The organism is Curtobacterium sp. AC273, assembly GCF_979253735.1.
In genome coordinates, this window is the sequence record NZ_CEEDDU010000006.1 from 205,507 (window position 1) to 227,797 (window position 22,291).

Here is a 22,291-nt window from a genome sequence, read left to right on the forward strand (position 1 = left end):
GGTAGACCGGGGAATGGCAGACTCGATCCCTCACGTCCTCGTCCTCGGCGGCGGCTCCGCTGGCTACACCACCGTCAAGCAGCTCCAGAAGCACGCGGCCACGGTGCCGATGCGCATCACGCTGGTGGACCAGAACACGTACTACACGTACCTGCCGTTCCTGCCGGAGGTCGCCGGCGGCCACATCGCCCCGAAGGACGTCACGGTGGAGCTGCGTCGTGCGCTCCGCAAGACCCGCGTGATCCAGGGCAAGGTCACCGGCATCTCCTCCGCTGACAAGACGGTCACGATCGCCACGGCCGGCGGCGACGACCGCACGCTCGGCTACGACCAGCTCGTCGTTGCGCTCGGCTCGGTCACCCGCACCTTCCCGACCCCCGGGCTCGAGGAGTTCGGTGTCGGCTTCAAGAGCGTGGAAGAGGCCGCGTACGTGCGCGCCAAGCTCCTCGACAACATCGCGAAGGCCGCTGCCACCCGCGACGAGGACGAGCGTCGCCGCCTGCTCACGAGCATCTTCGTCGGCGGTGGCTACACCGGCGTCGAGGCGATCGGTGAGCTCTTCGACGTGTCGCAGGCCGCCATCAAGACGTGACCCGTCGCTCGCCGGCGAGCACCCGCGCTGGGTCCTCATCGACGCGCTCGACCGCGTCGCCCCCGAGGTCGGCCCGGAGCTGTCGAAGTGGACCCTCGAGTCACTCCGCGCCCGTGGCATCGACGTCCGCCTGAAGACCACGATGCCCAGCTGTGAGGGCGGCGTCGTGAAGCTGTCGGATGGCGACGAGTTCGCCACCGGTTTGCTCGTCTGGACCGCCGGCGTCAAGCCGAACCCGCTCCTCGACGCGTCCGACCTGCCGCGCGGACCGAAGGGCCACCTCGCCGCGAACGCGAAGCTCCAGGTCGAGAACGAGGAGACCCACGAGGTCGTCCCTGGCGTCTGGGGCCTCGGCGACGTCGCACAGGTGCCCGACCTGACCGCCGACAAGCAGCCGGCGTACTACCCGCCGAACGCGCAGAACGCCGTCCGTCAGGCCGTCGTCGCGGCGGACAACGTGGTCGCCACGATCACCGGCAAGCCCCTCGAGGAGTACCGCCACCCGTCGATCGGCACGGTCGCGTCGTACGGTGTCGCGAAGGGTGCGGCGAACATCAAGGGCATCAAGATGACGAACCTGCTCGCGTGGCTCGCGCACCGCTCGTACCACGTGTACGCGATGCCGACCCTGAACCGGAAGGCCCGCATCATCATCGGCTGGGTCACCGGTGCCGTGTCGGGTCGCGACGCGACCTCGCTCATCAAGGAGACGGACCCGCGCCGCAACTTCGTCGAGGCGTCGAAGAGCTAGACGCGACCGTCCGACGGACTGGAGGCGCGGTGCCAGCTGGCACCGCGCCTCCAGTCCGTCCCGGGGTCCCCACCACCCCCCGCCCCCCGCCCCCGCAAAACGCAACCTCGGCGGTTGCTCGCAGCGGTATCTCTCTGCGCGCTGTCGCCGACGTTGCGTTTTGCGAGGGCAGTGGTCAAAGTGCGCGGACCTGGATCGTCTCCCACGTGCGGCGCGCGAGCCTGGGCACGTCCAGCGAGGAGGAGCGCCCATGCGAGCGATGACGTACCGCGGGCCCTACCGGGTCCGCGTCGAGGAGAAGCCCGACCCGCGGATCGAGCACCCGAACGACGCGATCGTCCGGGTGGAACGCGCGGCGATCTGCGGGTCGGACCTGCACCTGTACCACGGCATGATGCCCGACACCCGCGTCGGGCACACGTTCGGCCACGAGTTCATCGGTGTGGTCGAGCAGGTCGGCTCGTCCGTCGAGACCCTGTCGGTCGGGGACCGCGTGATGGTCCCGTTCAACATCTCGTGCGGGACCTGTTGGTTCTGCGCCCGCGGACTCTTCGCGAACTGCCACAACGTGAACCCGAACGCCACAGCAGTCGGTGGCATCTACGGGTACTCGCACACCACCGGCGGGTACGACGGCGGGCAGGCCGAGCGCGTGCGGGTGCCGTTCGCCGACGTCGGACCCCAGGTGATCCCGGACTGGCTCGACGACGAGGACGCCCTCCTCATGACGGACGCACTGAGCACCGGGTACTTCGGGGCGCAGCTGGCGTCGATCCGCGAGGGCGACACCGTCGTGGTGCTCGGTGCCGGGCCGGTCGGACTGTTCTCCGCCGCGTCCGCGTGGTTCATGGGAGCCGGCCGGGTGATCGTCGTCGACCAGCTCGAGTACCGGCTCGAGAAGGCCCGGAGCTTCGCGCACGCCGAGACGATCAACTTCGCCGAGGTCGACGACGTCGTGCTCGAGATGAAGAAGCAGACCGACTTCCTCGGCGCGGACAGCGTGATCGACGCCGTCGGAGCCGAGGCGGACGGCAACTTCACCCAGCAGGTCACCGCCTCGAAGCTCAAGCTGCAGGGCGGGTCTCCGACGGCGCTCAACTGGGCGATCGACGGGGTCCGAAAGGGCGGAACGGTCTCGGCGATCGGTGCGTACGGGCCGATCCCGAGCGCGGTGAAGTTCGGCGACGCGATGAACAAGGGCGTCACGATCCACACGAATCAGGCCCACGTGAAGCGCCAGTGGCCGCGGTTGCTCGAGCACATCCAGGCCGGGCACTTCAAGCCGAGCGACATCATCACGCACCGCATCCCCCTCGAGCACATCGCCGAGGGCTACCACGTGTTCTCGTCCAAGCTCGACGGTTGCATCAAGACCGTCGTCGTGCCGTGAGGAGGCCCGACATGTCCGACCACACCCCGTACATCGCCGATCCACCGCGACGGGTGCCGTCCGCCGAGGAACTCCGCGCCCGGATCCCCGGGTGGGGAGCGACCTCGACCCGGCGGACCGGCCGTCGGTGCCGAAGCTCTCGCGCTCGGTCGGCGCCGCGACCGGTGCGCACTGGGAGGTCCCGTCGCAGCAGCCCGGTGCTGCCGGCCGGGAGCGGTCGATCGAGCACGCGCACGTCACGCCGGTGTTCGGCACCGCGCAGCCGCTCCGAGGGGTGCCGGGAGCGGTGCGGCGCCTGGCGTACGCGAGGTTCAGCGAGGGCCGGTTGGCGCACTGGATGCTCCTCGTCGTCGGGGACCGGCTCGACGTCGGGGTGCACCGGGTGACCGACGCGCTGCACGGGCGTCCGGACCGGGTCATCCGCGAGACGGGAGTGCGCGCCGAGCGGGGAAGCACCCGGTGGCCTCGCGGTTGGGGTCGTCGCGGCGGGACTGGCGGCACCAGTTGCTCGACCCGCTCGTGGCGAACTGGGGGTGGCTCGCCGCGCTCGGTGGTGCCGTGCTGCTCGTGCGGCGGTTGCGGCGGCGCTGAGGGCTGCGCGGCGCTGGCGCCGCGCCGGGCCCGCGCCGGCGTTCGGCGGGTGGGAGGGTCTGTGCGTGTGCATCGTGCGACGTCCCACGCGTCGTTCGACGAGTGCGGTGTCGCTCCATGCACGCGCAACGGATACGGGCGCGTCCGTACGACACCGTCGACCAACAGGAAATGCCCCCCGACCGCAAGGTCAGGGGGCATCTGTTTTCTGTGTCCGAGGGGGGGACTTGAACCCCCACGCCCTAATACGGGCACTAGCACCTCAAGCTAGCGCGTCTACCAATTCCGCCACCCGGACAGGGTGTCTGGTGTCTGTTTCCCGGGTTTTCCCCGGCGTTCCTGCCGAGAGAAGACACTAGCACGGGTCTGAACGCTCGATGAACACGGACGCGCATCCCGGGCGCGTCCGCCGGAGTCCGGCTCCGCAGTGGGTGCGACGGCGACCGGTAGCGTGGGGGCATGACGAACCCGGAGGCCACGCTGACCGACCTCGAGGCCACCGCGGCGATCGCCCGAGACCTCATCCGCATCGACACGACGAACTGGGGCGAGGGCAAGTCCCGCGGCGAGACCGAGGCGGCGCACTACGTCGAGGCGAAGCTCCGGGCGCTCGGGCTCGAGCCGCAGCTGTTCGAGTCCGAGCCGGACCGGATGAGCGTCGTCGCACGGGTCCCCGGTCGCAACCGTGACAAGCCGGCGCTGGTCGTGCACGGGCACCTCGACGTGGTGCCGGCGGACCCGGCGAACTGGTCGGTGGACCCGTTCGGCGGCGAGGTCAAGGACGGCATGCTCTGGGGCCGCGGCGCCGTCGACATGAAGAACATGGACGCGATGATGCTGACGTCCCTCGGCGACGTCATCGAGCAGCACGGCGCCCCCGAACGTGACCTCGTGATCGCGTACTTCGCCGACGAGGAAGGCCGGCGGCGTCCTCGGAGCGCACCACGTCGTCACGCACCACCCCGGGAGGTGTTCGCGGGGGCGACCGCGGCGATCAGCGAGGTCGGCGGCTACTCGGTCACGCTCGGCGACCGTCGCGCGTACCTGCTGCAGACCGGTGAGAAGGCACTGCTCTGGATCACGCTGACCGCCACGGGCACGGCGGCGCACGGGTCGCACGTCATCCGCGACAACGCGGTCACGAAGCTCGCCCGGGCCGTCGCGCGGATCGGCAGCGAGGAGTGGCCGGTGCGCCTCTCGGCGACGACCGAGGCGATGGTGCGGGAGATCGCCGGCTTCCTCGGGGTCGACCCGGAGACGACCGGGCCGGACGAGGTCGCACTCGCGACGGGCTCGGCCTCGCGCTTCATCCACGCGGCGCTGCACACGACGACGAACCCCACGCAGCTGCGCGCCGGGTACAAGCACAACGTCATCCCGGACCAGGCCGAGGCGCTCGTCGACATCCGCTGCCTGCCGGGCGACGAGGACGCGGTGCTCGCACGCGTCCGCGAGCTCGCCGGCGACGACGTGACGATCACGATGACCCACCAGGACGTCGGACTCGAGCAGGACTTCGGCGGACCGCTCGTCGACGCCGTGCGCGACGTCCTCGACCGTCACGACCCGGGCGCCCCGGTCCTGCCGTACCTGCTCTCCGGCGGGACGGACAACAAGGCGCTCTCGACCCTCGGCATCGCGGGCTACGGCTTCGTGCCGCTGCAGCTGCCGGCCGGCGTGGACTTCCCGGCGATGTTCCACGGCGTCGACGAGCGGGTGCCGCTCGCGTCGCTGGCGTTCGGGCGGCGGGTCCTCGGCGACCTCCTGGCCACGTACTGATATTGTTCGTGGTCGCCTTCGTGGCGGTGTCCTGACCGACCTTCGCGCGAAAGGCCAGCCCGATGCACATCCTCGAGGCGATCTTCCTCGGCTTCGTCCAGGGGCTCACCGAGTTCCTGCCCGTCTCGTCGAGCGCCCACCTCCGGATCGTCGGGCTCTTCCTGCCCGACGCGAAGGACCCGGGCGCGGCCTTCACCGCGGTGACGCAGCTCGGCACCGAGACCGCCGTGCTCATCTACTTCTGGCGGGACATCACCCGGATCATCGGGCGGTGGTTCCGGTCGCTCTCGGGCAAGACGGTGCCGCGGAACGACCCGGACGCCCGGCTCGGCTGGCTCGTGATCATCGGCACGATCCCGATCGGCATCGCGGGGCTGCTCCTCAAGGACTCCATCGAGACCACGTTCCGGTCGCTCTGGATCGTCGCGATCGTCCTCGTGGTGTTCGGCATCGTCCTCGGCGTGGCCGACGTGCTCGGGCGCAAGGTCCGCCGCATCGAGCACATGACGTTCGGCGGCGGCATCCTGATCGGCCTGGCCCAGGTGCTCGCCCTCGTCCCCGGTGTCTCGCGGTCGGGTGCGACGGTGTCGATGGGCCTGGCCCTCGGCTACACCCGTCCGGCCGCCGCGCGGCTTCGCGTTCCTGCTCGCCGTGCCCGCGGTGTTCCTGTCCGGGCTGTACGAGGCCGCGACGAGCCTCGGCGACTCCGGCGCCCCGTTCGGCCTCGCCGACACGCTCATCGCGACCGTGGTGGCCTTCGTCGTCGGCTTCGTCGTGATCGCGGCGTTCATGAACTACATCAGCAAGCGCAGCTTCCTTCCCTTCGTGGTCTACCGGATCGCACTCGGTATCGTTCTCATCGTGTTGTTGTCGCTCGGAGTGATCCAGCCGTGAGGGCCTGGCAGGTCCCGTCCGTTCCCGAGGTCCCCGGTTCCGCGCCGCGCCCCGTCGTGCACGACACGGCGAGCGGCAGGCCCGTCGACCCGACGGGTGGCGAGGAGGCGTGCCGCGCTCTACGTCTGCGGCATCACGCCGTACGACGCCACCCACCTCGGCCACGCGGCCACCTACCTGGCGTTCGACACGCTCGGCCGAGTCTGGCGCGACGCCGGGCTCGAGGTCGAGTACGCGCAGACACCACCGACGTCGACGACCCGCTCCTCGAGCGCGCGGCTCGTGACGGTGTCGACTGGCAGGAGCTCGCCGCGTCGCAGATCGACCTGTTCCGTCGCGACATGGAAGCCCTGCGCGTCCTGCCCCCGGACGACTTCGTGGCCGTCACCGACGAGGTCGAGCGCATCGCCGAGGCCGTCGCGTTCCTGCAGGAGACCGGCTACGCGTACGCCGTCCCGACGCCCGAGTCCGAGGGCGACGACCTCTACTTCGACGTGAACCGTCCGGCCGAGGCCTGGATGCTCGGCGACGAGAGCGGCCTCGACCGCGAGACGATGCTCGCGCTGTCGGCGGAGCGCGGCGGCGACCCGGACCGCGCCGGCAAGCGCGATCCGCTCGACCCGCTGCTCTGGCGTGCGGCCCGCGCGGGGGAGCCGAGCTGGGACGGCGCCGTCGGCCCTGGACGACCCGGTTGGCACATCGAGTGCAGCGTCATCGCCGGCGACCGCCTCGGCCTGCCGATCAGCGTGCAGGGCGGCGGCAGCGACCTCGTCTTCCCGCACCACGAGATGAGCGCCGGGCACGCCGCCGCGCTCGCGCACCAGCCCCTCGCGGCCGCGTTCGTGCACACCGGGATGATCGCCTACCAGGGCGAGAAGATCTCGAAGTCGCTCGGCAACCTCGTCACCGTGCGGGGGCTGCTCGACGACGGCGCGGACCCGCGGGCGATCCGGCTCGCCCTGCTGTCGCACAAGTACTCCGACGACTGGGAGTGGTTCGACTCGGAGCTGACGAGCGCCACCACGCGCCTGGCGACGTGGGACGCATGGGCCTCCGGTGCCGACGCCGGTCACGCCGACGACGCTGCCGAGGTCGCCGCGCGCGTCCGTGCGCGGGTCGCCGACGACCTCGACACGCCCGGCGCCGTCGCGGCGGTCGACACCGCGATCGCGGGCGGGACCGCGGTCACGCCCGAGCTCGTCGACCTGGTCGACGCCCTGCTCGGCATCCGGCTGGGCTGATCGGTCCGGTGGCGACCAGGCGGGGCGCGCCGCGCCCGTCCTGACCCGACGACGGACTGGAGGCGCGGTGCCAGCTGGCACCGCGCCTCCAGTCCGTCGCCGGTCGCGTCTACTGCGGGGGCTGCGGGGGACGGAAGCCCTCACCGCCGGCGGTCCCGCCGTCCTTGCCGTCCTTGCGTTCGCGACGGCGCAGGTACTGCTCGAACTCCTGCGCGATGGCGTCGCCGGAGGCCTCGGGGGAGTCGACCGTGTCGCGGGCCTGCTCGAGCTGGCCGATGTACGAGGCCATGTCCTCGTCGTCGGCCGCGAGGGCGTCGATGCCCTCCTCCCACTCGGTGGCGTCGTCGAGCAGGGTGCCCCGCGGGACGGTGACGTCGGTGAGTTCCTCGATCTTGTCGAGGAGCGAGAGCGTGGCCTTCGGGGACGGCGAGTTGTGCACGTAGTGCGGCACCGAGGCCCAGAGGGACAGCGTGGTGAGCCCGGCCTTGTCCATGGCGTCGGCGAGGACCCCGAGGATGCCGGTCGGCCCCTCGTACGAGGACTTGTCGACGTCGAACGCGGCGCGCACCCCGGCGTTCTCGCTGGACACGAAGACCGAGATCGGGCGGGTGTGGGGCACGTCCGCGAGCATCGCGCCGACGAACACCACCGCGTCGATCGAGTACACGTCGGCGAGGTCGATGATCTCGGCGCAGAACCCGCGCCACGTGCGGGACGGCTCAGGCCGACGAGCACGTACACGTCACGCTCGGTGGGGGAGCCGGTCGCGCCGATCACGGGCCGCCCCTCGGCGCCGGGGCCGTACAGGACGATGCGGGGCCACTGCACGCCGCGGACGCCGTTGTCGTCGATGCCGACGTTCGGCCGGTTGAACTGGTAGTCGACGTAGCGCTCACCGTCGAGCTCGCGGAGCTCGTCGAGCGCGAGCGACTCGACGATGCGCCTGGCGAGACCGCTCGCCGCTTCTCCGGCGTCGTTCCAGCCCTCGAACGCGACGACGAGCAGTCGTCCGTCGCTGAAGGGGGAGTGCTGTGGCACGGACGGGACCTCCTGTGGTGGAGCGGGGCGGGAGCGGCGGAGGCCGCGCACGACCGGACATGATTCGCAGCAACAAGGATAGGGCCGCGGGCAGTCCGAGCGCCCGCCCGTCCGCGCTGAGCGGAAAGGGCCGCCACCCGCCCCGGTAGACTCGTTGCCCGTGACCGCGCATCCCTCCGCCCTCGTCCCGCCCGCAGCCGTGCTGTGGGACATGGACGGCACGATCATCGACACCGAGCCGATCTGGCAGCAGTCCCAGATCGAGCTGACGAGCGCTACGGCGTCGTCTGGACGCACGAGGACGGCCTGGCGCTCGTCGGCAGCGGCCTCGAGCGTTCGGGCGAGATCCTCCGCGACAAGGGCGTCGACATGGAGGTCGAGGAGATCATCCAGTGGATGACCGAGTACGTCATGGTGCGGCTCCGCGACGCCGAGCTGCCGTGGCGTCGGGGGGCACGGGAACTCATCGAGGAACTCCACGCCCGGGGCATCCCGACCGCGCTCGTGACGATGTCGCGCCGGAAGATGGCGCTCGTGGCCGCCGAGGCCCTGGGCGAGCGCGGCTTCCGCACCGTCGTCGCGGGTGACGACGTCGAGCGGCCGAAGCCCTTCCCGGACGCCTACCTGGCCGCCGCCGCCCAGCTCGGCGTGGACGCGACCGCCTGCGTCGCGATCGAGGACTCCGCGACCGGGGTCGCCTCCGCCGTCGCGTCCGGGGCCGTCACGGTCGCCGTCGAGCACATCGTGCCGCTGTCCGACATCACCGGCGGCGACGTGCACCTGACCACGCTGGCCGACGTCGACGTCGACCGCCTCTTCGAGCTGACCGGCCCGGCCCTCGCGGCCCGCACCCAGGAGGTCGCACGATGACCGATGCCCTGTCCGACCCCACCGACGCCCTGCCGCACACGGTCGGCGGCGCTCCGCACACACCGCCGCGTGGGCCGTTCCGCGCGGGCGACCGGGTGCAGCTCACCGGCCCGAAGGGCAAGCTCACGACGCTGTCGCTCGAGGTCGCCGGCGAGTACCACACCCACCGCGGCGTGCTCCGGCACGACGACGTCATCGGCCAGCCGGACGGATCGGTCATCCGGGCGAGCACGGGCGACGAGTACCTCGCCCTCCGGCCGCTCCTCAACGACTACGTCATGTCGATGCCCCGCGGTGCCGCCATCGTCTACCCGAAGGACGCCGCCCAGATCGTCGCGTTCGCCGACGTCTTCCCCGGCGCCCGCGTGGTCGAGGCCGGCGTCGGGTCCGGCGCGCTCTCGCTGTTCCTGCTCCGCGCGATCGGCCCGACCGGCCAGCTGCGAGTCGTTCGAACGCCGCGAGGAGTTCGCCGCGATCGCCCGCGGCAACGTCGGCACCTTCCTCGGCGCCGTGCCGGACAACTGGTCCGTCACCGTCGGCGACCTCGTCGAGGAGCTGCCGGACGCCACCGAGCCGCAGAGCGTCGACCGCGTCGTGCTCGACATGCTGGCGCCGTGGGAGTGCGTCGACGCCGCGGCCGACGCGCTCGTGCCCGGTGGCCTGGTCGTCTGCTACGTCGCGACGGTCACGCAGCTGTCCCGCACGGCCGAGGCGCTCCGGGAGACCGGCCGCTTCACCGATCCGCAGTCGAGCGAGACCCTGGTGCGCACCTGGCACGTCGAGGGGCTCGCCGTCCGTCCGGACCACCGCATGGTCGGCCACACCGGGTTCCTCGTCACGGCGCGCCGCCTCGCCGACGGGGTCGTGCTCCCCAACCTGAAGCGTCGCGCAGGCAAGGTCGAGTTCTCCGACGAGGACGTCGAGGCCTGGACCCCCGGTGCCGTCGGTGACCGGTCGGCCAGTGACAAGAAGCTCCGCAAGGTCGCGCGCCAGGCTGCGGCGCAGGCCCGCAAGGTCGCCGCCGCCGAGGCCGGCTCCGCTGCGGACGGCCCGGCTGCGGACGACCGGTAGGCTACGCGTCGTGCCCGTCCTGCATCGAACGGAAAGAGGGTCCGTGCGCACCATCCCCGCACTCCTGGTCACCATCGGCCTCGCCGCAGCACTCACCGGGTGCGCGGCCAGCGGGGCCGGCACCACGCCGTCGAGCTGCGCCGCTCCCGGTGCCGCGTCCGAGGCCGTGACCGCCACCGGGTCGTTCGGCAAGGAGCCGAAGGTCTCCGTGCCCGGCGGTCTCACCACCAAGGGCACGCAGGTCTCCGTCCTGCGGCAGGGCGACGGGCACGAGGTCGAGGACGGCACCCCCGTCCTCATCGAGTACACCCTGGTCGACGGCGCCACCGGCGAGGTCGCGCAGACCAGCGGCTACTCGGGCTCGACCGCCCCGATCACGGCGGGCGCGAGCAACTACGGCGCACTCGGTGCCGCCGTCGAGTGCGCGCACGTCGGGGACCGCCTCGCCGTCGCGCTGCCGAAGAGCGCCCTCAACTCGGCGGCCTCGGGCGACACCGGCACGTCGTCGAAGAAGACCGAGGACGCCGTCGTCGCGGTGATCGACGTCAAGCGTGCCTTCGACTCGCGCGCGACCGGCACGCCGCAGCTCGCGGGCGACCGGATGCCGGCGGTCGTGCTCGCCCCGTCCGGTGCGCCCGGCATCACGATCCCGTCGTGGAACGCCCCGACCGGCGACGAGACGCACCTGCTCCGCAAGGGCTCCGGCGCGGAGCTCACCGCGAAGGACACCGCCCTCATCAAGTACACCGCCGTGACCTGGGGCACCGACGGCACGGACGCCTCGGTCGCGGGGTCCAGCTGGACCGACGGCTCGGGTGCGCAGACCGTCCCGCTCGCCAAGGGCCAGGTGCAGGAAGGCGTCCGGAACGCCATCCTCGGGCACCGCGTCGGCGACCAGGTGCTGGCGATCGTGCACCAGCAGGGGACCGCGTACGCGTACGTGATCGACGTCCTCGGCACGGTGTCGAGCTGACCTCGTCCGACCGTCCACGGATCGCGGCGCGGGTGCACTCCGGTGCACCCGCGCCGCCGTAGGATCGGCTCGTGCCAGCGACCCGTGTGCCCCGTGTGCCTGCCGAGGAACGGCTGTTCAGCCTGGTCCTCGCGCTGCTCTCCACGGAGTCCGGGCTGACGAAGTCCGAGATCCTCGCCAACGTCCAGGGCTACCGCCAGCGGTTCAGCACCGGCGGCGACAACGCCTCGCTCGAGCGGCAGTTCGAGCGCGACAAGGACGACGTCCGCGAACTCGGCATCCCACTCGAGACGATCGAGACGCCCGGTGCCGCCGGCAACAACCAGACGCTCCGCTACCGGATCCCGAAGGGCGAGTACGACCTGCCCGACGACGTCCGCTTCACGCCGGACGAGTCCGCGCTGCTGTCGCTCGCGGCGATGGCCTGGCGTGAAGGCGCCCTGTCGGCCGACTCCCGCCGCGGGCTCCTCAAGGTGCGCTCGGCCGGCTCCGAGGACGACGACGGCGCCGGCGCGATCGGCGTCGACGCCTACGCACCCCGGCTCCGCGCCCGCGACGTCGCCTTCGAGCCGCTCCGGTCGGCGCTCGACCGTGCCGCCGCGGTCCGCTTCGACTACATCACGCCCGGTCAGCACGACGCCCGTCGGCGCGAGGTCGCCCCGCTCGCGCTCGTGCAGCACGGCGGACGGTGGATGCTGGCCGCGCACGAGTTCGTGACCGACAGCGTCAAGAACTACCTGCTCTCGCGGATCGTCGGTCCCGTCGCCCAGTACGAGGTCGGGCAGCACCCGGCACCCGCCGGGGCGGGGAGCGCGCGCTGGCCGAACTCGACCGGATCTGGGCTGCCCGCACCGCCCGCATCCGCGTCGCGCCGGGGTCGGACGCCGAACGCCGGCTCGCGCGCCGACGTGACACCGAGACCGACGACGCCGGCGTGCTCGTGCTCCACCACGTCGACCCGCAGATCCTCGCCGAGGAACTGGCCGCCTTCGGGCCCGAGGTGCAGGTGCTCGAGCCGGCCGAACTCCGCGAGCGTGTGACCGAACGACTCCGGGCCCTGGTGGCGGACCACAGCGACGAAGGGGATCCCCGTGGCTGAGCAGCAACCGCTCCAGGCGCAGGACAAGCTCGCGTTCCTCCTTGCCCTGGTGCCGTACCTCATCGACCGCGAGCGCGTCTCGGTGGCCGAGGCCGCGCGTCACTTCGGCGTGCCCGAGGCCCGGATCCGACGCGCGGTGGAGCTCATCGCGGTGTCCGGTGTGCCCGGCGAGACGATGCAGTACCAGCACGGCGACCTGTTCGACATCGCCTGGGACGACTTCGACCAGAACGACATGATCGTCCTGACGAACCTGGTCGCGATCGACGACTCCCCGCGGCTGTCCGCACGCGAGGCCTCCGCGCTCATCGCCGGCCTGCAGTACCTGTCGGCGCTGCCCGAGGCGGCTGACCGCGACGCCATCCGGGCCCTGATGGCGAAGCTGTCCCGCGGCGCCGGGGGAGCGGCGGCGAACGTCGCCGTCGGGCAGGACCTGCACGACGTCGCCCTCGCCACCATCCGCCGCGCGATGTCCGACTGCCGGGGGCTCGCGTTCGAGTACGCCGGTCCGCGCACCCAGGGCGGTCCTCGACGGGGTGGACCTGCTCCGCGTCGAGTCGATCGACACCGACTGGTACCTCCGCGCGTGGGACCTCGACCGGCAGGCGCTCCGCACGTTCCGCCTCGACCGGATGTCCGGTGTCCGCGTCGACGACCGCGCTGCCGAGAAGTCCATCGAGGACGTCGTCATCCCGGACACCCTCTTCCAGCAGGCGGCCGAGGACGTCATCGTCACAGTGGAGCTCGACTCGTCGTCGCTCCCGCTCGTGGCCGACTTCCTCGCCGACACCGCCGACGCGCCCGACGGGGACGGCCGGGTCCGCATCCGGCTCGCGGCGTCGAACGGGTTCGACGGGGTCGTCCGACTCGTCGCCGGGCTGCCGGGGCGGGCCGTCGTGCTCGACCCGCCGGCGGCCCGCGCTGCCGTCCGCGACTTCGCCGCGGCGGCCCTCGCCATCGACTGACCCGGAGGGCGCGGGAGCGCACGCGCGCGCTGCGCGTCGCGCCGGTCGCACCCCCGGACGCACGTCGCGCCCCGGTGTGCGGGGTGCGGTGTCCGCCGGAGGGTGCGATCCGCCGTGGACCGGACCAGGTCGGGCCTGGAGGCGCGTGGCGGCCCCGCCACGCGCCCTCCAGGCCGTCGGCCGGTCGCGGTTCGCTCGCGGTCCGGGCGTACTCGGGCGTTTCGGGGTAGTCGATCGCTTGGGCGTACTCGGTCGGAAGTTCCGACCGAGTACGCCCGATCCGACCAGGTACACGCCGTCCCAGCCGGGGGCCGTCGAGCATCGTCGGGCACCGGGGGCCCGAGCTCCCGACAGTCGCGGCGGACTGTCGGCCCCGGTCCCGTAGGATCGGTGCATGGCTTCGACGACCGCGCGCGGGCGAGCGAGGCGGACCGGACGTCCGAAGCAGGACACCGAGGGCCGCATGTCGCTCGGGCAGCACCTCATCGAGCTGCGCAACCGCCTGTTCAAGGCCGTCATCGCGGTGGCGATCTGCGCGGTCGGCGGGTGGTTCATCACCCCGTTCGTGCTCGATGCGCTGCGGTCGCCGGTCGCCCAGCTCGCCAAGGTCGGCGGGCACACGGCCGAGCTGAACTTCCCGATGATCACGGGCGCGTTCGACCTCAAGCTGCAGATCGCGATCACGATCGGCATCGTCATCTCGAGCCCGGTGTGGCTCTACCAGATCTGGGCGTTCATCGTCCCGGCGCTGGTGCGGCGCGAGAAGCAGTACGTCTTCGGGTTCCTCGGCACCGCGATCCCGCTGTTCTTCGCGGGCTGCTGGTTCGGGTGGTACATCCTGCCGCACGTGGTCGGCATCCTGGGCAGCTTCGTGTCGAGCCAGGACACCTCGATCGTCGACGCCAAGGCCTACTACGACTTCGTCATCAAGCTCATCGTGGCGGTCGGCATCGCGTTCGTCCTGCCGGTGTTCCTCGTGCTGCTCAACTTCGTCGGCGTGCTGTCGGCCTCGTCGATCATCAAGTCCTGGCGCGTCGCGATCCTCTGCATCCTGGTGTTCTGCGCGATCGTCACGCCGAGCGCCGACGTCATCTCGATGTTCCTGCTGGCCGTCCCGATGATCGTGCTCTACGTCGCGGCGTGTGCGGTGACCTGGTTGCACGACCGCCGGATGGCCAAGCGCCAGGCGAAGCTCGACGAAGAGTACGGCCTGCGAGCTCCGGACCCAGCCCCGCCGAGCGGTTCGCGGCGGCGAAGGTGCGCAGCCGCTCCCGCAACCTCGAGCTGTTCCGCGCCGACCTGCGCTTCGACCTCGACCTGTTCCAGATCGCCGCGGGCGACGCGCTCGACCAGGGTCGCAGCGTGCTCGTGGCGGCGCCGACGGGTGCCGGCAAGACGATCGTGGCCGAGTTCGCGATCTGGCTGGCGATGCGGCAGCCGACGGCGAAGGTGTTCTACACGACGCCGATGAAGGCTCTGAGCAACCAGAAGTACTCCGAGCTGGTCGCGGTCTACGGCGAGTCCGAGGTCGGTCTGCTCACCGGCGACACGAACGTGAACCCCCTGGCCCGGGTGGTCGTGATGACCACCGAGGTCCTCCGCAACATGATCTACGCGGACTCCGACCTGCTCGACGACCTCGCCCGGGTGGTCCTCGACGAGGTGCACTACCTCGCCGACCGCTTCCGTGGTGCCGTGTGGGAAGAGGTGATCCTGCACCTCCCGACCGAGGTCCGTCTGGTGTCCCTCAGCGCCACGGTGTCCAACGCGGAGGAGTTCGGCGACTGGTTGCAGACCGTCCGCGGCGACACCGACGTCATCGTGTCCGAGGACCGTCCGGTGCCGCTCGAGCAGCACGTCCTGGTCGGCTCGAAGATGGTCGACCTGTTCGACTCCAGCGGCGCCGCGGCGACGAACCGGGTGAACCCCGAGCTGCTCCGACTCGTCGGCGGGGCCTCGCGCAGCGAGCGCAACGGCGGCGGACACCGCGGTGGGCCGGGGGCGCGGCGGTTACCACGACCGTCGGGGTCCGCGCACCGAGAAGCTGCACCGCGAGCGCATCGCGCACATGCTCGACGAGCGGATGCTGCTGCCGGCGATCTTCTTCGTGTTCAGTCGGAACGGCTGCGACCAGGGCGTCCGCAACGTCCTGCGCTCGGGGCTCTCGCTGACCACGGTGCAGGAGTCGCAACGAGATCCGCGAGACCGCGGAGTACCACTGCCGCACCCTCCTCGACGAGGACCTCGCCGTCCTCGGCTACTGGGAGTGGCTCGAGGGGCTCGAGCGCGGTGTCGCCGCACACCACGCCGGCCTGCTCCCCGCCTTCAAGGAGGTGGTGGAGGACCTCTTCCAGCGCAAGCTGCTCAAGGTCGTCTTCGCGACGGAGACCCTGGCACTCGGCGTGAACATGCCGGCGCGCACGGTGGTGCTCGAGAAGCTCGAGAAGTTCAACGGCGAGGCCCGCGTGCCGATCACGCCGGGGGGAGTACACGCAGCTCACCGGCCGTGCCGGACGCCGCGGCATCGACGTCGAGGGGCACTCGGTCATCCAGTGGTCCGACGGACTCGACCCGCAGGCCGTGGCATCGCTCGCCAGCCGTCGGACGTACCCGCTGAACTCGTCGTTCAGGCCGACGTACAACATGGCCCGTCAACCTCATCGACCAGTTCGGGCGCCAGCGCACGCGCGAGGTCCTCGAGACGTCGTTCGCGCAGTTCCAGGCCGACCGCTCGGTCGTCGACCTGGCGCGCAAGGTCCGGTCGCAGCAGGAGTCCCTCGACGGCTACCAGCAGGCGATGCAGTGCCACCTCGGCGACTTCACCGAGTACGCGGCACTCCGGCGTGAGCTGTCCGACCTCGAGCGGACGAACGTCCCCGGCGGTCGCGAGGCCTCGCACGGCGCGCGCGCCGAACGGCAGGCGGCCATCACCGAGGTCCGGCGCCGGATGCAGCGGCACCCCCTGCCACGCCTGCCCGGACCGCGAAGCGTACGCTCGCTGGTCGGAGCGCTGGTACAAGCTCAAGCGCGCCAACGACAAGCTCGTGCAGCAGATCCGCTCCCGCACGGCGCCGTCGCGACGACGTTCGACCGGGTCACCGACGTCCTGCTCCAGCTCGGCTACCTGGTCGACACCGGCAACGGCGAGGCGACCGTCGCCGCGGGCGGCCGGCGGTTGCAGCGCATCTACGGCGAGCGGGACCTGCTCGTGGCCGAGTGCCTCGAAGCCGGGGTGTGGAAGGACCTCACCCCCGCGCAGCTCGCCGCGATGGCCGCCACGATCGTGTACCAGCCCCGCCGTGAGGACGCCCCCGGCACCGAGCACGCCCTGCCCCGCGGTGCGTTCCGTCCGGCACTCGACGAGACCCTGAACATCTGGTCACGACTCGACGACATCGAACGCGACGCCCGGCTGGCGGGCTCGCAGCCGCCGACACCGGCCGCCGCGGTCGGGATGTTCCGGTGGGCGTCCGGCTCCGCGCTCGACGACGTCCTGCGGACGCTCGACCTGCCCGCGGGGGACTTCGTGCGCTGGTCGAAGCAGGTCATCGACCTGCTCGACCAGATCCGCAACGCCGGCGACGACGACCTCGCCCAGACCGCCCGTCGGGCGACGGACGCGGTTCGCCGCGGCATCGTCGCCTACGCGGCGGTCTGACGGGAGGCCCGGTGCCCGTTCCCGAGTCCGCCGTGCGTCCGCAGGGCGCCCGCCCCACCGCCCGGCGCGGCTCCGTGGGGACGTCTCCTGCCCGTCCCGCGCAGCGTCCGTCCGACGGCATCTCCCGCCCGGGGCGGAACCCTTCGCGGCGTTGCCGCTCGTGCAGGCGTTCCCGCTCGCGGTGATCGGTGGCGTCCTGTTCGCCCTGTCGTTCCCGTCGCCGGGGTGGTGGTTCCTCGCGTACCCCGCGCTGGCGTGCATGCTGCTCGCCGCGATGGGCCAGCGCGCGCGCCGCGCCGCGTGGCTCGGGTACGTCGCCGGAGCGGCCTTCTACGTCCCGGCGATCTCGTGGGCCGGACGCTACCTGGGACCGGTCCCGTGGTTCGCGCTCGCGCTCTTCGAAGCCGTGTTCTTCGCCCTCGGCAGCGTGGCGATCGCCCTCGCCTACCGCTGGGTGGCGCGCGTGCTGCCGTCGACCGCCGGACGGGTGTGGGGCCTCCCGGCCGTCGTCGCCGCACTCTGGACCGGACGCGAGTGGTTCTCCGGAAGCTGGCCGTACGGCGGGTTCGCCTGGGGGCGTGTCGGGCTGTCGCAGTCGGAGAGCCCGTTCGCCCACCTGGCCGCCTACGTCGGCGTGCTCGGCGTGACCTTCGTGGTCGTGTACTGCACCGCCGTGGTGCTGTCCCTCGCACTCGTCGCGCCGACCCACCCCGGCGCCGTCCTGCGGCTGCCGACGCGTGTCGCGACCGCCGGGCTCCTCGTCGCCGCGGTGCTCGCCGTCCCCGCCTGGCCGACCGCGACCAGCGGCTCGCTCCGCATCGAGTCCGTGCAGGGGAACGGGCCGGCCGGCTACTTCGACCGGGCGACTCCCGGCGAGGTGCTCGAGTCGCAGGTGGCCGCCACCGACGTCGCCGCGAAGGGGGTCGACCTGGTGGTGTGGCCCGAGGGCTCCGCCGAGTTCGACCCACGTCAGCCAGCCGGTCATCGCCTCGGCACTCGACTCGGTGGTCGACTCCGTCGGTGCGCCGATCGTCGCGGGCGCCATCACGCAGACGCCGTCCGGGGTGCTGCACAACACGTCCTTCGTCTGGACGGCGAACGGGTGGCAGTCGTCCTACGACAAGAAGCGCCCCGTGCCCTTCGGCGAGTACGTGCCCGACCGCTGGTTCTTCTCCGAAGCTCGCCCCGTCGCTCATCGGCCTGCTGCAGCGCGACTACACGCCGGGCACGAAGCCGAACGTCCTGTCCGTCGCCGGGGTGAAGGCGGGCATCACGATCTGCTTCGACATCGTCGATGACGGCCTCACCCGCGACATGGCACGCGGGGGAGCGCAGGTGATCCTCGCGCAGACGAACAACGCCGACTTCTCGGGCACCGACGAGAACCTGCGCAGCTCGAGATCGCCCGGATGCGCGCGATCGAGACCGGCCGGTCGCTCGTCAACATCTCGACGGTCGGCGCATCCCAGGTCATCGACCCCACCGGGCGCACCATCGACCGCGTGCCGGAGTACACCGCGACGTCGATGATTCACCGACGTCCCGCTCGGCACGACCACCACTCCCGCGACCATCGCCTCCGGAGGGATCGCGTTGCTGCTCTCCCTCGGCGGACTCCTCACGCTCCTCGCCTGCGCCCCGTGGTCGCGCAGCACCGTTCGGAGTCGACGCCGTTCCTGACCCGCCGGTCGGCCCCACTGGGAACGCACTGTGAATGCGCCGGGCCGGGATTGATGCTGCGTGGGACAGTGTTGGAGAGGGCAGACGAGCGAGAGGAGCACACACTGGCTGATCGGAGTCTCCGCGGCATGCGGCCTCGGGAGTCAGAGTCTCCAGAGCGAAGGGGCGTCGAGCTCTCGGACCGCAAGCGCGCGGTCTACCAGACGGAGTCGGGGGAGACGTTCGATATCGTCTTCTCCGCCGACGCGGACGTCCCCCAGACCTGGTCGGAGCCCGCTCCGGACGCGAAGGCCGGCTGCTCGGCGACGACGGCATCCCCGTCGAGGTCGCCGAAGAGGACGTGAAGGCACCCAGGACCCACTGGGACATGCTGCTCGAGCGGCGCTCGCGCGAAGAGCTCGAGGAGCTCCTGCAGGAGCGTCTCCAGTTCCTCCGCGCCCGACGGGGTGCCTGACGCACGACGCTCGACGCCTGACGGCGAACACCACGACGCCCGCCCCGGTTCTCCGGGGCGGGCGTCGTCGTGCGTGCTGCGGTCCGCTAGCGGCGACCGGAGCCGTCGGTGAACCGGTGACCGGAGGCGTCGTCGGGCTTCGTGGCCTCCGGCTGCGCCGTGTCCGGCTGCGCCGCGAGGCCGAGCTGCTGCTCGGTCTCGTCGTCGGCCGCCGCCAGGTGCGCGTCGACGCTCCGGTTCGACTCCGCCAGACGCTGGTCGAGTTCGGACTCGGGGACGATGTCCGCCGCAGTGGCATCCGCACGGGGAGCCGACGCAGCTGCAGCATCGGCCGACGTGGTGTTCGCCAGGCTCTCGTTCGCGAGCTTCGAGATCCGGGAGAGGAAGTCGCCGCCCCGGCACCGGCGACGGGGACCGCTGCCGGTCCGGCCGCCCGAGAAGCCCTTGGCGATGCCGGAGAGGGCCTCGGTGGACTCGCTCGGGATCATCCAGAGCTTGTTCGCGGTGCCCTCGGCGATCTTGGGCAGCATCTGCAGGTACTGGTACGACAGCAGCTTGTCGTCCGGGTCGCCGGTGTGGATCGCCTCGAACACGGTCGCGATGGCGGAGGCTTCACCCTCGGCCCGGAGGACCTGCGCCTTCGCGTCACCCTCGGCCGCGAGGATGGCGGCCTGCCGCGCCCCTCGGCCTCGAGGATCTGCGACTGCTTCGTGCCCTCGGCCTGCAGGATGGCGGCACGACGGCTGCGCTCGGCACGCAGACTGCTGCTCCATGGCGTCCTGGATGGACACGGGCGGCTCGATGGCCTTGAGCTCGACACGGCCGACGCGGATGCCCCACTTGCCGGTCGCCTCGTCGAGGACCACGCGGAGCTGGCCGTTGATGTTGTCGCGGCTGGTCAGGGCCTCTTCGAGGTTGAGCCCACCGACGACGTTGCGGGCGTGGTCGTGGTGAGCTGCTCGACGGCGCCGAGGTAGTTCGCGATCTCGTAGGTCGCGGCGCGGGCGTCGGTGACCTGGAAGTAGACGACCGTGTCGATCGACACGACCAGGTTGTCCTCGGTGATCATGGGCTGCGGCGGGAACGAGACGACCTGTTCGCGCATGTCGAGGAGGGGACGGAGGCGGTCGATGAACGGGACCAGGAGATTCAACCCTGGGTTGAGGGTCTTGTGGTACTTCCCGAGCCGCTCGACGATGCCCGCGGTCGCCTGCGGCACGATGCGGATCGCGCGGGACAGGACGATGATCACGAAGATGACGACGACCAGGATGAGGACGAGCAGAGCGATCGTCCCGGCTGAGATGGTCACGAGGTGGGCCTTTCTCCAGGCGGACGACGGCCGTCGACCCCTCGATGGACTCGACGACCACTGGGGTGCCGAGCGGCGGTGTTCGGTCGGTGGAGTCGGAGGCGATGGGGCGCTCCACGTCTCGCCGTTCGCCAGGCGCACCTGGCCCGGAGCGGACGACGTGAAGGCGACGGCGACGGTGCCGCGCAGCCCGATGAGGGCCTCGACGTTGGTCTGGTGCAGGTCCGCGCCGCGGCCGAGGGCCGTCAGGAGGCGCGGGCGGACGAGCGACAGCAGCACGAGCGCGAGGACGGCGGCGATGATCGCGGACAGCCACCAGGGAGCGCCGAGCAGCGCGGCGATCAGTCCGCCGGCGGCCCCCGCCGCGAGCATGATGAAGATGAAGTCGAGCGTGAAGATCTCGACCACCCCGAGCAGGAGCACCAGTCCGATCCAGATGATCGTCTGGATCCAATCGATCGTGTTCACGCGATCTCCCTCCCTCGGTCGCGCGCGGCTGTTCGCTGCGTCGCGACGGCCGAGTCCCAACTCCGTTCAACATAGTCAGCTACTGGGTGTCGGTCGCCCAGGCAGTTGGTAAGGCTCGACGGCGGCCGACCCGCCGGAACGAACCTGGAGAACACGACTGTGAGCAACCCCCTCGCCCCCGAGATCCCTCGCCGGCAAGCGCGCCCTCGTCACGGGGTCGTCCCGCGGCATCCTCGGTGCGGACACTGTCGGCTACCTGGCCGAGGCCGGTGCCAAGGTCGTCGTGAACTACCGGAACAAGGCCAAGCGCGCCGAGCAGATCGCCGAGAAGATCGTCGCGGCCGGTGGCTCGGCCCTCGCCGTCGGCGCCGACCTGACCGAGCACGACTCCTTCGTCCAGGCGATGGTCGACGCCGTCGTCGCCGAGTGGGGCGGCATCGACCTGCTCGTGCTCAGCGCGTCGGGCGGCATGGAGTCCGGGCTCGGCGAGGGCGGCTACGCCCTCCGCCTCAACCGCGACGCCCAGGTCGACATGCTCCAGACCGCCGTGCCGCACATGCCGGCGGGCTCCCGAGTGGTCTTCGTCACGAGCTCACCAGGCCCACTTCGTCGAGACCGCCGAGACGATGGACGAGTACGTCCCGGTCGCGAAGAGCAAGCGCGCCGGCGAGCTTCGCCCTCCGTGAGCTCATCCCGCAAGCTCCCGAGGCCGCCGGCATCGAGTTCGTCTTCGTCGATCTCCGGCGACATGATCGAGGGCACCATCACCGCGACGCTCCTCAACCGCCTCAACCAGGGCGCCATCGAGGGGGTCGCCGGAAGCGAGGTCGGCAAGCTCTACAGCGCGTGTCGGGTATCGCGGCCGAGATCGCTCTGGCCGCCGTGGAGCGCGATCCCGGCCGACCACACCAAGCTCGTCGGCGACGTCGGCGGCTTCGCGCAGTAGCCGTCCCGGTCCGCTTGGCGTCGGTCGGGTGACTGCGAAGCCCGGTCTGAGACTGACCTCCCGGATCATCCTGCTCGACCCCGAGGACCGCGTGTTCCTGATGGACACGAAGTCGCCCTCGTCCGACGGCGCCACACCGGTGGATCACGCCCGGCGGCGGTGTCGACCGGGAAGGGCCCACCGCGACGCGGCCATCCGGGAACTCCGCGAGGAGACCGGCATCGTCATCGACGACCCGGGCCAGCCGGTGTGGTCGTGCAGGACTTCGTGGTCGAGTGGGACCTGGCCGACCACGACCGGGGCCACTCCGAGTTCTACGTCGATGCGGACACCGGGCTTCGTCCTGTCGGACGCGGAGTGGACCGCGGACGAGCGGGTGGACATCCTGCAGTCGCGCTGGTGGACCGCCGAGGAGCTCGAGGCCACGGACGAGGCCTTCGAGCCCGCCGAACTGCCCGACCTGGTGCGGCGCCACTCCGCTGCCTGAACCACGCACCGTCCGACCGGGCCGTTCCACTG

Annotated in this window: 15 protein-coding genes, 1 tRNA gene and 9 pseudogenes; 22 read left to right on the forward strand and 3 right to left on the reverse strand. The window is 71.5% G+C overall.

Annotation, left to right across the window (positions count from 1 at the left end; all coding sequences use genetic code 11):
- The first annotated feature begins 13 nt into the window (after window positions 1-13).
- The 4 genes from ACZ8AI_RS11280 to ACZ8AI_RS11295 all read left to right on the forward strand — a co-directional run bounded on the left by ACZ8AI_RS11280 (window position 14) and on the right by ACZ8AI_RS11295 (window position 3,324).
- Entirely contained in the window at window positions 14-592 is a 579-nt protein-coding gene (locus ACZ8AI_RS11280) for an NAD(P)/FAD-dependent oxidoreductase (RefSeq protein ID WP_464858310.1), read from the forward strand.
- Complete coding sequence (locus tag ACZ8AI_RS11285) at window positions 552-1,343, forward strand: NAD(P)/FAD-dependent oxidoreductase (protein ID WP_464858311.1); 792 nt, start codon at window positions 552-554, stop codon at window positions 1,341-1,343. Before ACZ8AI_RS11280 ends, ACZ8AI_RS11285 begins: the two co-directional genes overlap by 41 nt.
- Before the next feature lie 250 nt (window positions 1,344-1,593).
- Window positions 1,594-2,733, forward strand: a complete 1,140-nt coding sequence (locus ACZ8AI_RS11290) for a zinc-dependent alcohol dehydrogenase (protein ID WP_464858312.1) — start codon at window positions 1,594-1,596, stop codon at window positions 2,731-2,733.
- Window positions 2,734-3,192: 459 nt separating this feature from the next.
- On the forward strand, window positions 3,193-3,324 hold the full coding sequence (locus ACZ8AI_RS11295) for a hypothetical protein (RefSeq protein WP_464858313.1): 132 nt from the start codon (window positions 3,193-3,195) through the stop codon (window positions 3,322-3,324).
- Between the two features lie 211 nt (window positions 3,325-3,535).
- Here ACZ8AI_RS11295 and ACZ8AI_RS11300 read toward each other — a convergent pair.
- Window positions 3,536-3,622, reverse strand: a tRNA-Leu gene (locus ACZ8AI_RS11300).
- Window positions 3,623-3,783: 161 nt separating this feature from the next.
- On the opposite strand from ACZ8AI_RS11300, the gene ACZ8AI_RS11305 reads away from it, so the two are divergent.
- The 3 genes and pseudogenes from ACZ8AI_RS11305 (at window position 3,784) to mshC (ending at window position 7,238) form a co-directional block, all read left to right on the forward strand.
- Window positions 3,784-5,103: a M20/M25/M40 family metallo-hydrolase gene (locus ACZ8AI_RS11305; protein WP_464858314.1), complete on the forward strand. Its 1,320-nt coding sequence runs from the start codon at window positions 3,784-3,786 to the stop codon at window positions 5,101-5,103.
- Window positions 5,104-5,165: 62 nt separating this feature from the next.
- A pseudogene (locus tag ACZ8AI_RS11310) lies at window positions 5,166-5,997 on the forward strand (undecaprenyl-diphosphate phosphatase).
- Window positions 5,994-7,238, forward strand: a pseudogene (gene mshC, locus ACZ8AI_RS11315) (cysteine--1-D-myo-inosityl 2-amino-2-deoxy-alpha-D-glucopyranoside ligase). Before ACZ8AI_RS11310 ends, mshC begins: the two co-directional pseudogenes overlap by 4 nt.
- Before the next feature lie 109 nt (window positions 7,239-7,347).
- Here mshC and ACZ8AI_RS11320 read toward each other — a convergent pair.
- Window positions 7,348-8,276, reverse strand: a pseudogene (locus ACZ8AI_RS11320) (proteasome assembly chaperone family protein).
- Window positions 8,277-8,480: 204 nt separating this feature from the next.
- Between ACZ8AI_RS11320 and ACZ8AI_RS11325 the strand changes: the two are divergent.
- The 13 genes and pseudogenes from ACZ8AI_RS11325 to ACZ8AI_RS11385 all read left to right on the forward strand — a co-directional run bounded on the left by ACZ8AI_RS11325 (window position 8,481) and on the right by ACZ8AI_RS11385 (window position 19,046).
- The gene (locus ACZ8AI_RS11325; RefSeq protein ID WP_464858315.1) at window positions 8,481-9,146 is read left to right on the forward strand and encodes an HAD family hydrolase; all 666 of its coding nucleotides are present in this window, start codon (window positions 8,481-8,483) and stop codon (window positions 9,144-9,146) included.
- Window positions 9,143-10,217 (forward strand): annotated as a pseudogene (locus ACZ8AI_RS11330) (tRNA (adenine-N1)-methyltransferase). The gene ACZ8AI_RS11325 and the pseudogene ACZ8AI_RS11330 overlap by 4 nt, the downstream one beginning before the upstream one ends.
- A gap of 43 nt (window positions 10,218-10,260) precedes the next feature.
- A complete protein-coding gene (locus tag ACZ8AI_RS11335; protein WP_464858316.1) occupies window positions 10,261-11,190 on the forward strand; it encodes an FKBP-type peptidyl-prolyl cis-trans isomerase in 930 nt (309 codons plus the stop codon).
- Between the two features lie 419 nt (window positions 11,191-11,609).
- Window positions 11,610-11,885: pseudogene (locus ACZ8AI_RS11340) on the forward strand (WYL domain-containing protein); the annotation flags it as partial.
- Window positions 11,879-12,289 carry a WCX domain-containing protein gene (locus ACZ8AI_RS11345; RefSeq protein WP_464858508.1) on the forward strand — a complete coding sequence of 137 codons (411 nt, stop codon included), beginning with the start codon at window positions 11,879-11,881 and terminating at the stop codon, window positions 12,287-12,289. The pseudogene ACZ8AI_RS11340 and the gene ACZ8AI_RS11345, both read left to right, overlap by 7 nt.
- 82 nt (window positions 12,290-12,371) lie before the next feature.
- Window positions 12,372-12,620: pseudogene (locus ACZ8AI_RS11350) on the forward strand (helix-turn-helix transcriptional regulator); the annotation flags it as partial.
- A 205-nt stretch (window positions 12,621-12,825) separates the two neighbouring features.
- Window positions 12,826-13,254 carry a WYL domain-containing protein gene (locus ACZ8AI_RS11355; protein WP_464858509.1) on the forward strand — a complete coding sequence of 143 codons (429 nt, stop codon included), beginning with the start codon at window positions 12,826-12,828 and terminating at the stop codon, window positions 13,252-13,254.
- A gap of 463 nt (window positions 13,255-13,717) precedes the next feature.
- Window positions 13,718-14,374 (forward strand): annotated as a pseudogene (gene tatC / locus ACZ8AI_RS11360) (twin-arginine translocase subunit TatC); the annotation flags it as partial.
- Between the two features lie 137 nt (window positions 14,375-14,511).
- A pseudogene (locus ACZ8AI_RS11365) lies at window positions 14,512-16,912 on the forward strand (DEAD/DEAH box helicase).
- 160 nt (window positions 16,913-17,072) lie between these two features.
- Window positions 17,073-18,173, forward strand: coding sequence for a hypothetical protein (locus ACZ8AI_RS11370; protein WP_464858318.1), 1,101 nt, complete (start codon window positions 17,073-17,075; stop codon window positions 18,171-18,173).
- Window positions 18,170-18,442: a hypothetical protein gene (locus tag ACZ8AI_RS11375; protein WP_464858319.1), complete on the forward strand. Its 273-nt coding sequence runs from the start codon at window positions 18,170-18,172 to the stop codon at window positions 18,440-18,442. The genes ACZ8AI_RS11370 and ACZ8AI_RS11375 overlap by 4 nt, the downstream gene beginning before the upstream one ends.
- A gap of 278 nt (window positions 18,443-18,720) precedes the next feature.
- Window positions 18,721-18,936 carry an RNA polymerase-binding protein RbpA gene (locus ACZ8AI_RS11380; RefSeq protein ID WP_464858511.1) on the forward strand — a complete coding sequence of 72 codons (216 nt, stop codon included), beginning with the start codon at window positions 18,721-18,723 and terminating at the stop codon, window positions 18,934-18,936.
- Entirely contained in the window at window positions 18,906-19,046 is a 141-nt protein-coding gene (locus tag ACZ8AI_RS11385) for an RNA polymerase-binding protein RbpA (RefSeq protein ID WP_464858513.1), read from the forward strand. Before ACZ8AI_RS11380 ends, ACZ8AI_RS11385 begins: the two co-directional genes overlap by 31 nt.
- A 410-nt stretch (window positions 19,047-19,456) precedes the next feature.
- Here ACZ8AI_RS11385 and ACZ8AI_RS11390 read toward each other — a convergent pair.
- A pseudogene (locus tag ACZ8AI_RS11390) lies at window positions 19,457-20,358 on the reverse strand (SPFH domain-containing protein); the annotation flags it as partial.
- Window positions 20,359-21,055: 697 nt separating this feature from the next.
- On the opposite strand from ACZ8AI_RS11390, the gene ACZ8AI_RS11395 reads away from it, so the two are divergent.
- Window positions 21,056-21,772 (forward strand): SDR family oxidoreductase, encoded by a 717-nt coding sequence (locus tag ACZ8AI_RS11395; protein WP_464858514.1) that lies wholly within the window; start codon window positions 21,056-21,058, stop codon window positions 21,770-21,772.
- A gap of 28 nt (window positions 21,773-21,800) precedes the next feature.
- Window positions 21,801-22,259, forward strand: a complete 459-nt coding sequence (locus tag ACZ8AI_RS11400) for an NUDIX domain-containing protein (RefSeq protein ID WP_464858320.1) — start codon at window positions 21,801-21,803, stop codon at window positions 22,257-22,259.
- Window positions 22,260-22,291 lie beyond the last annotated feature (32 nt).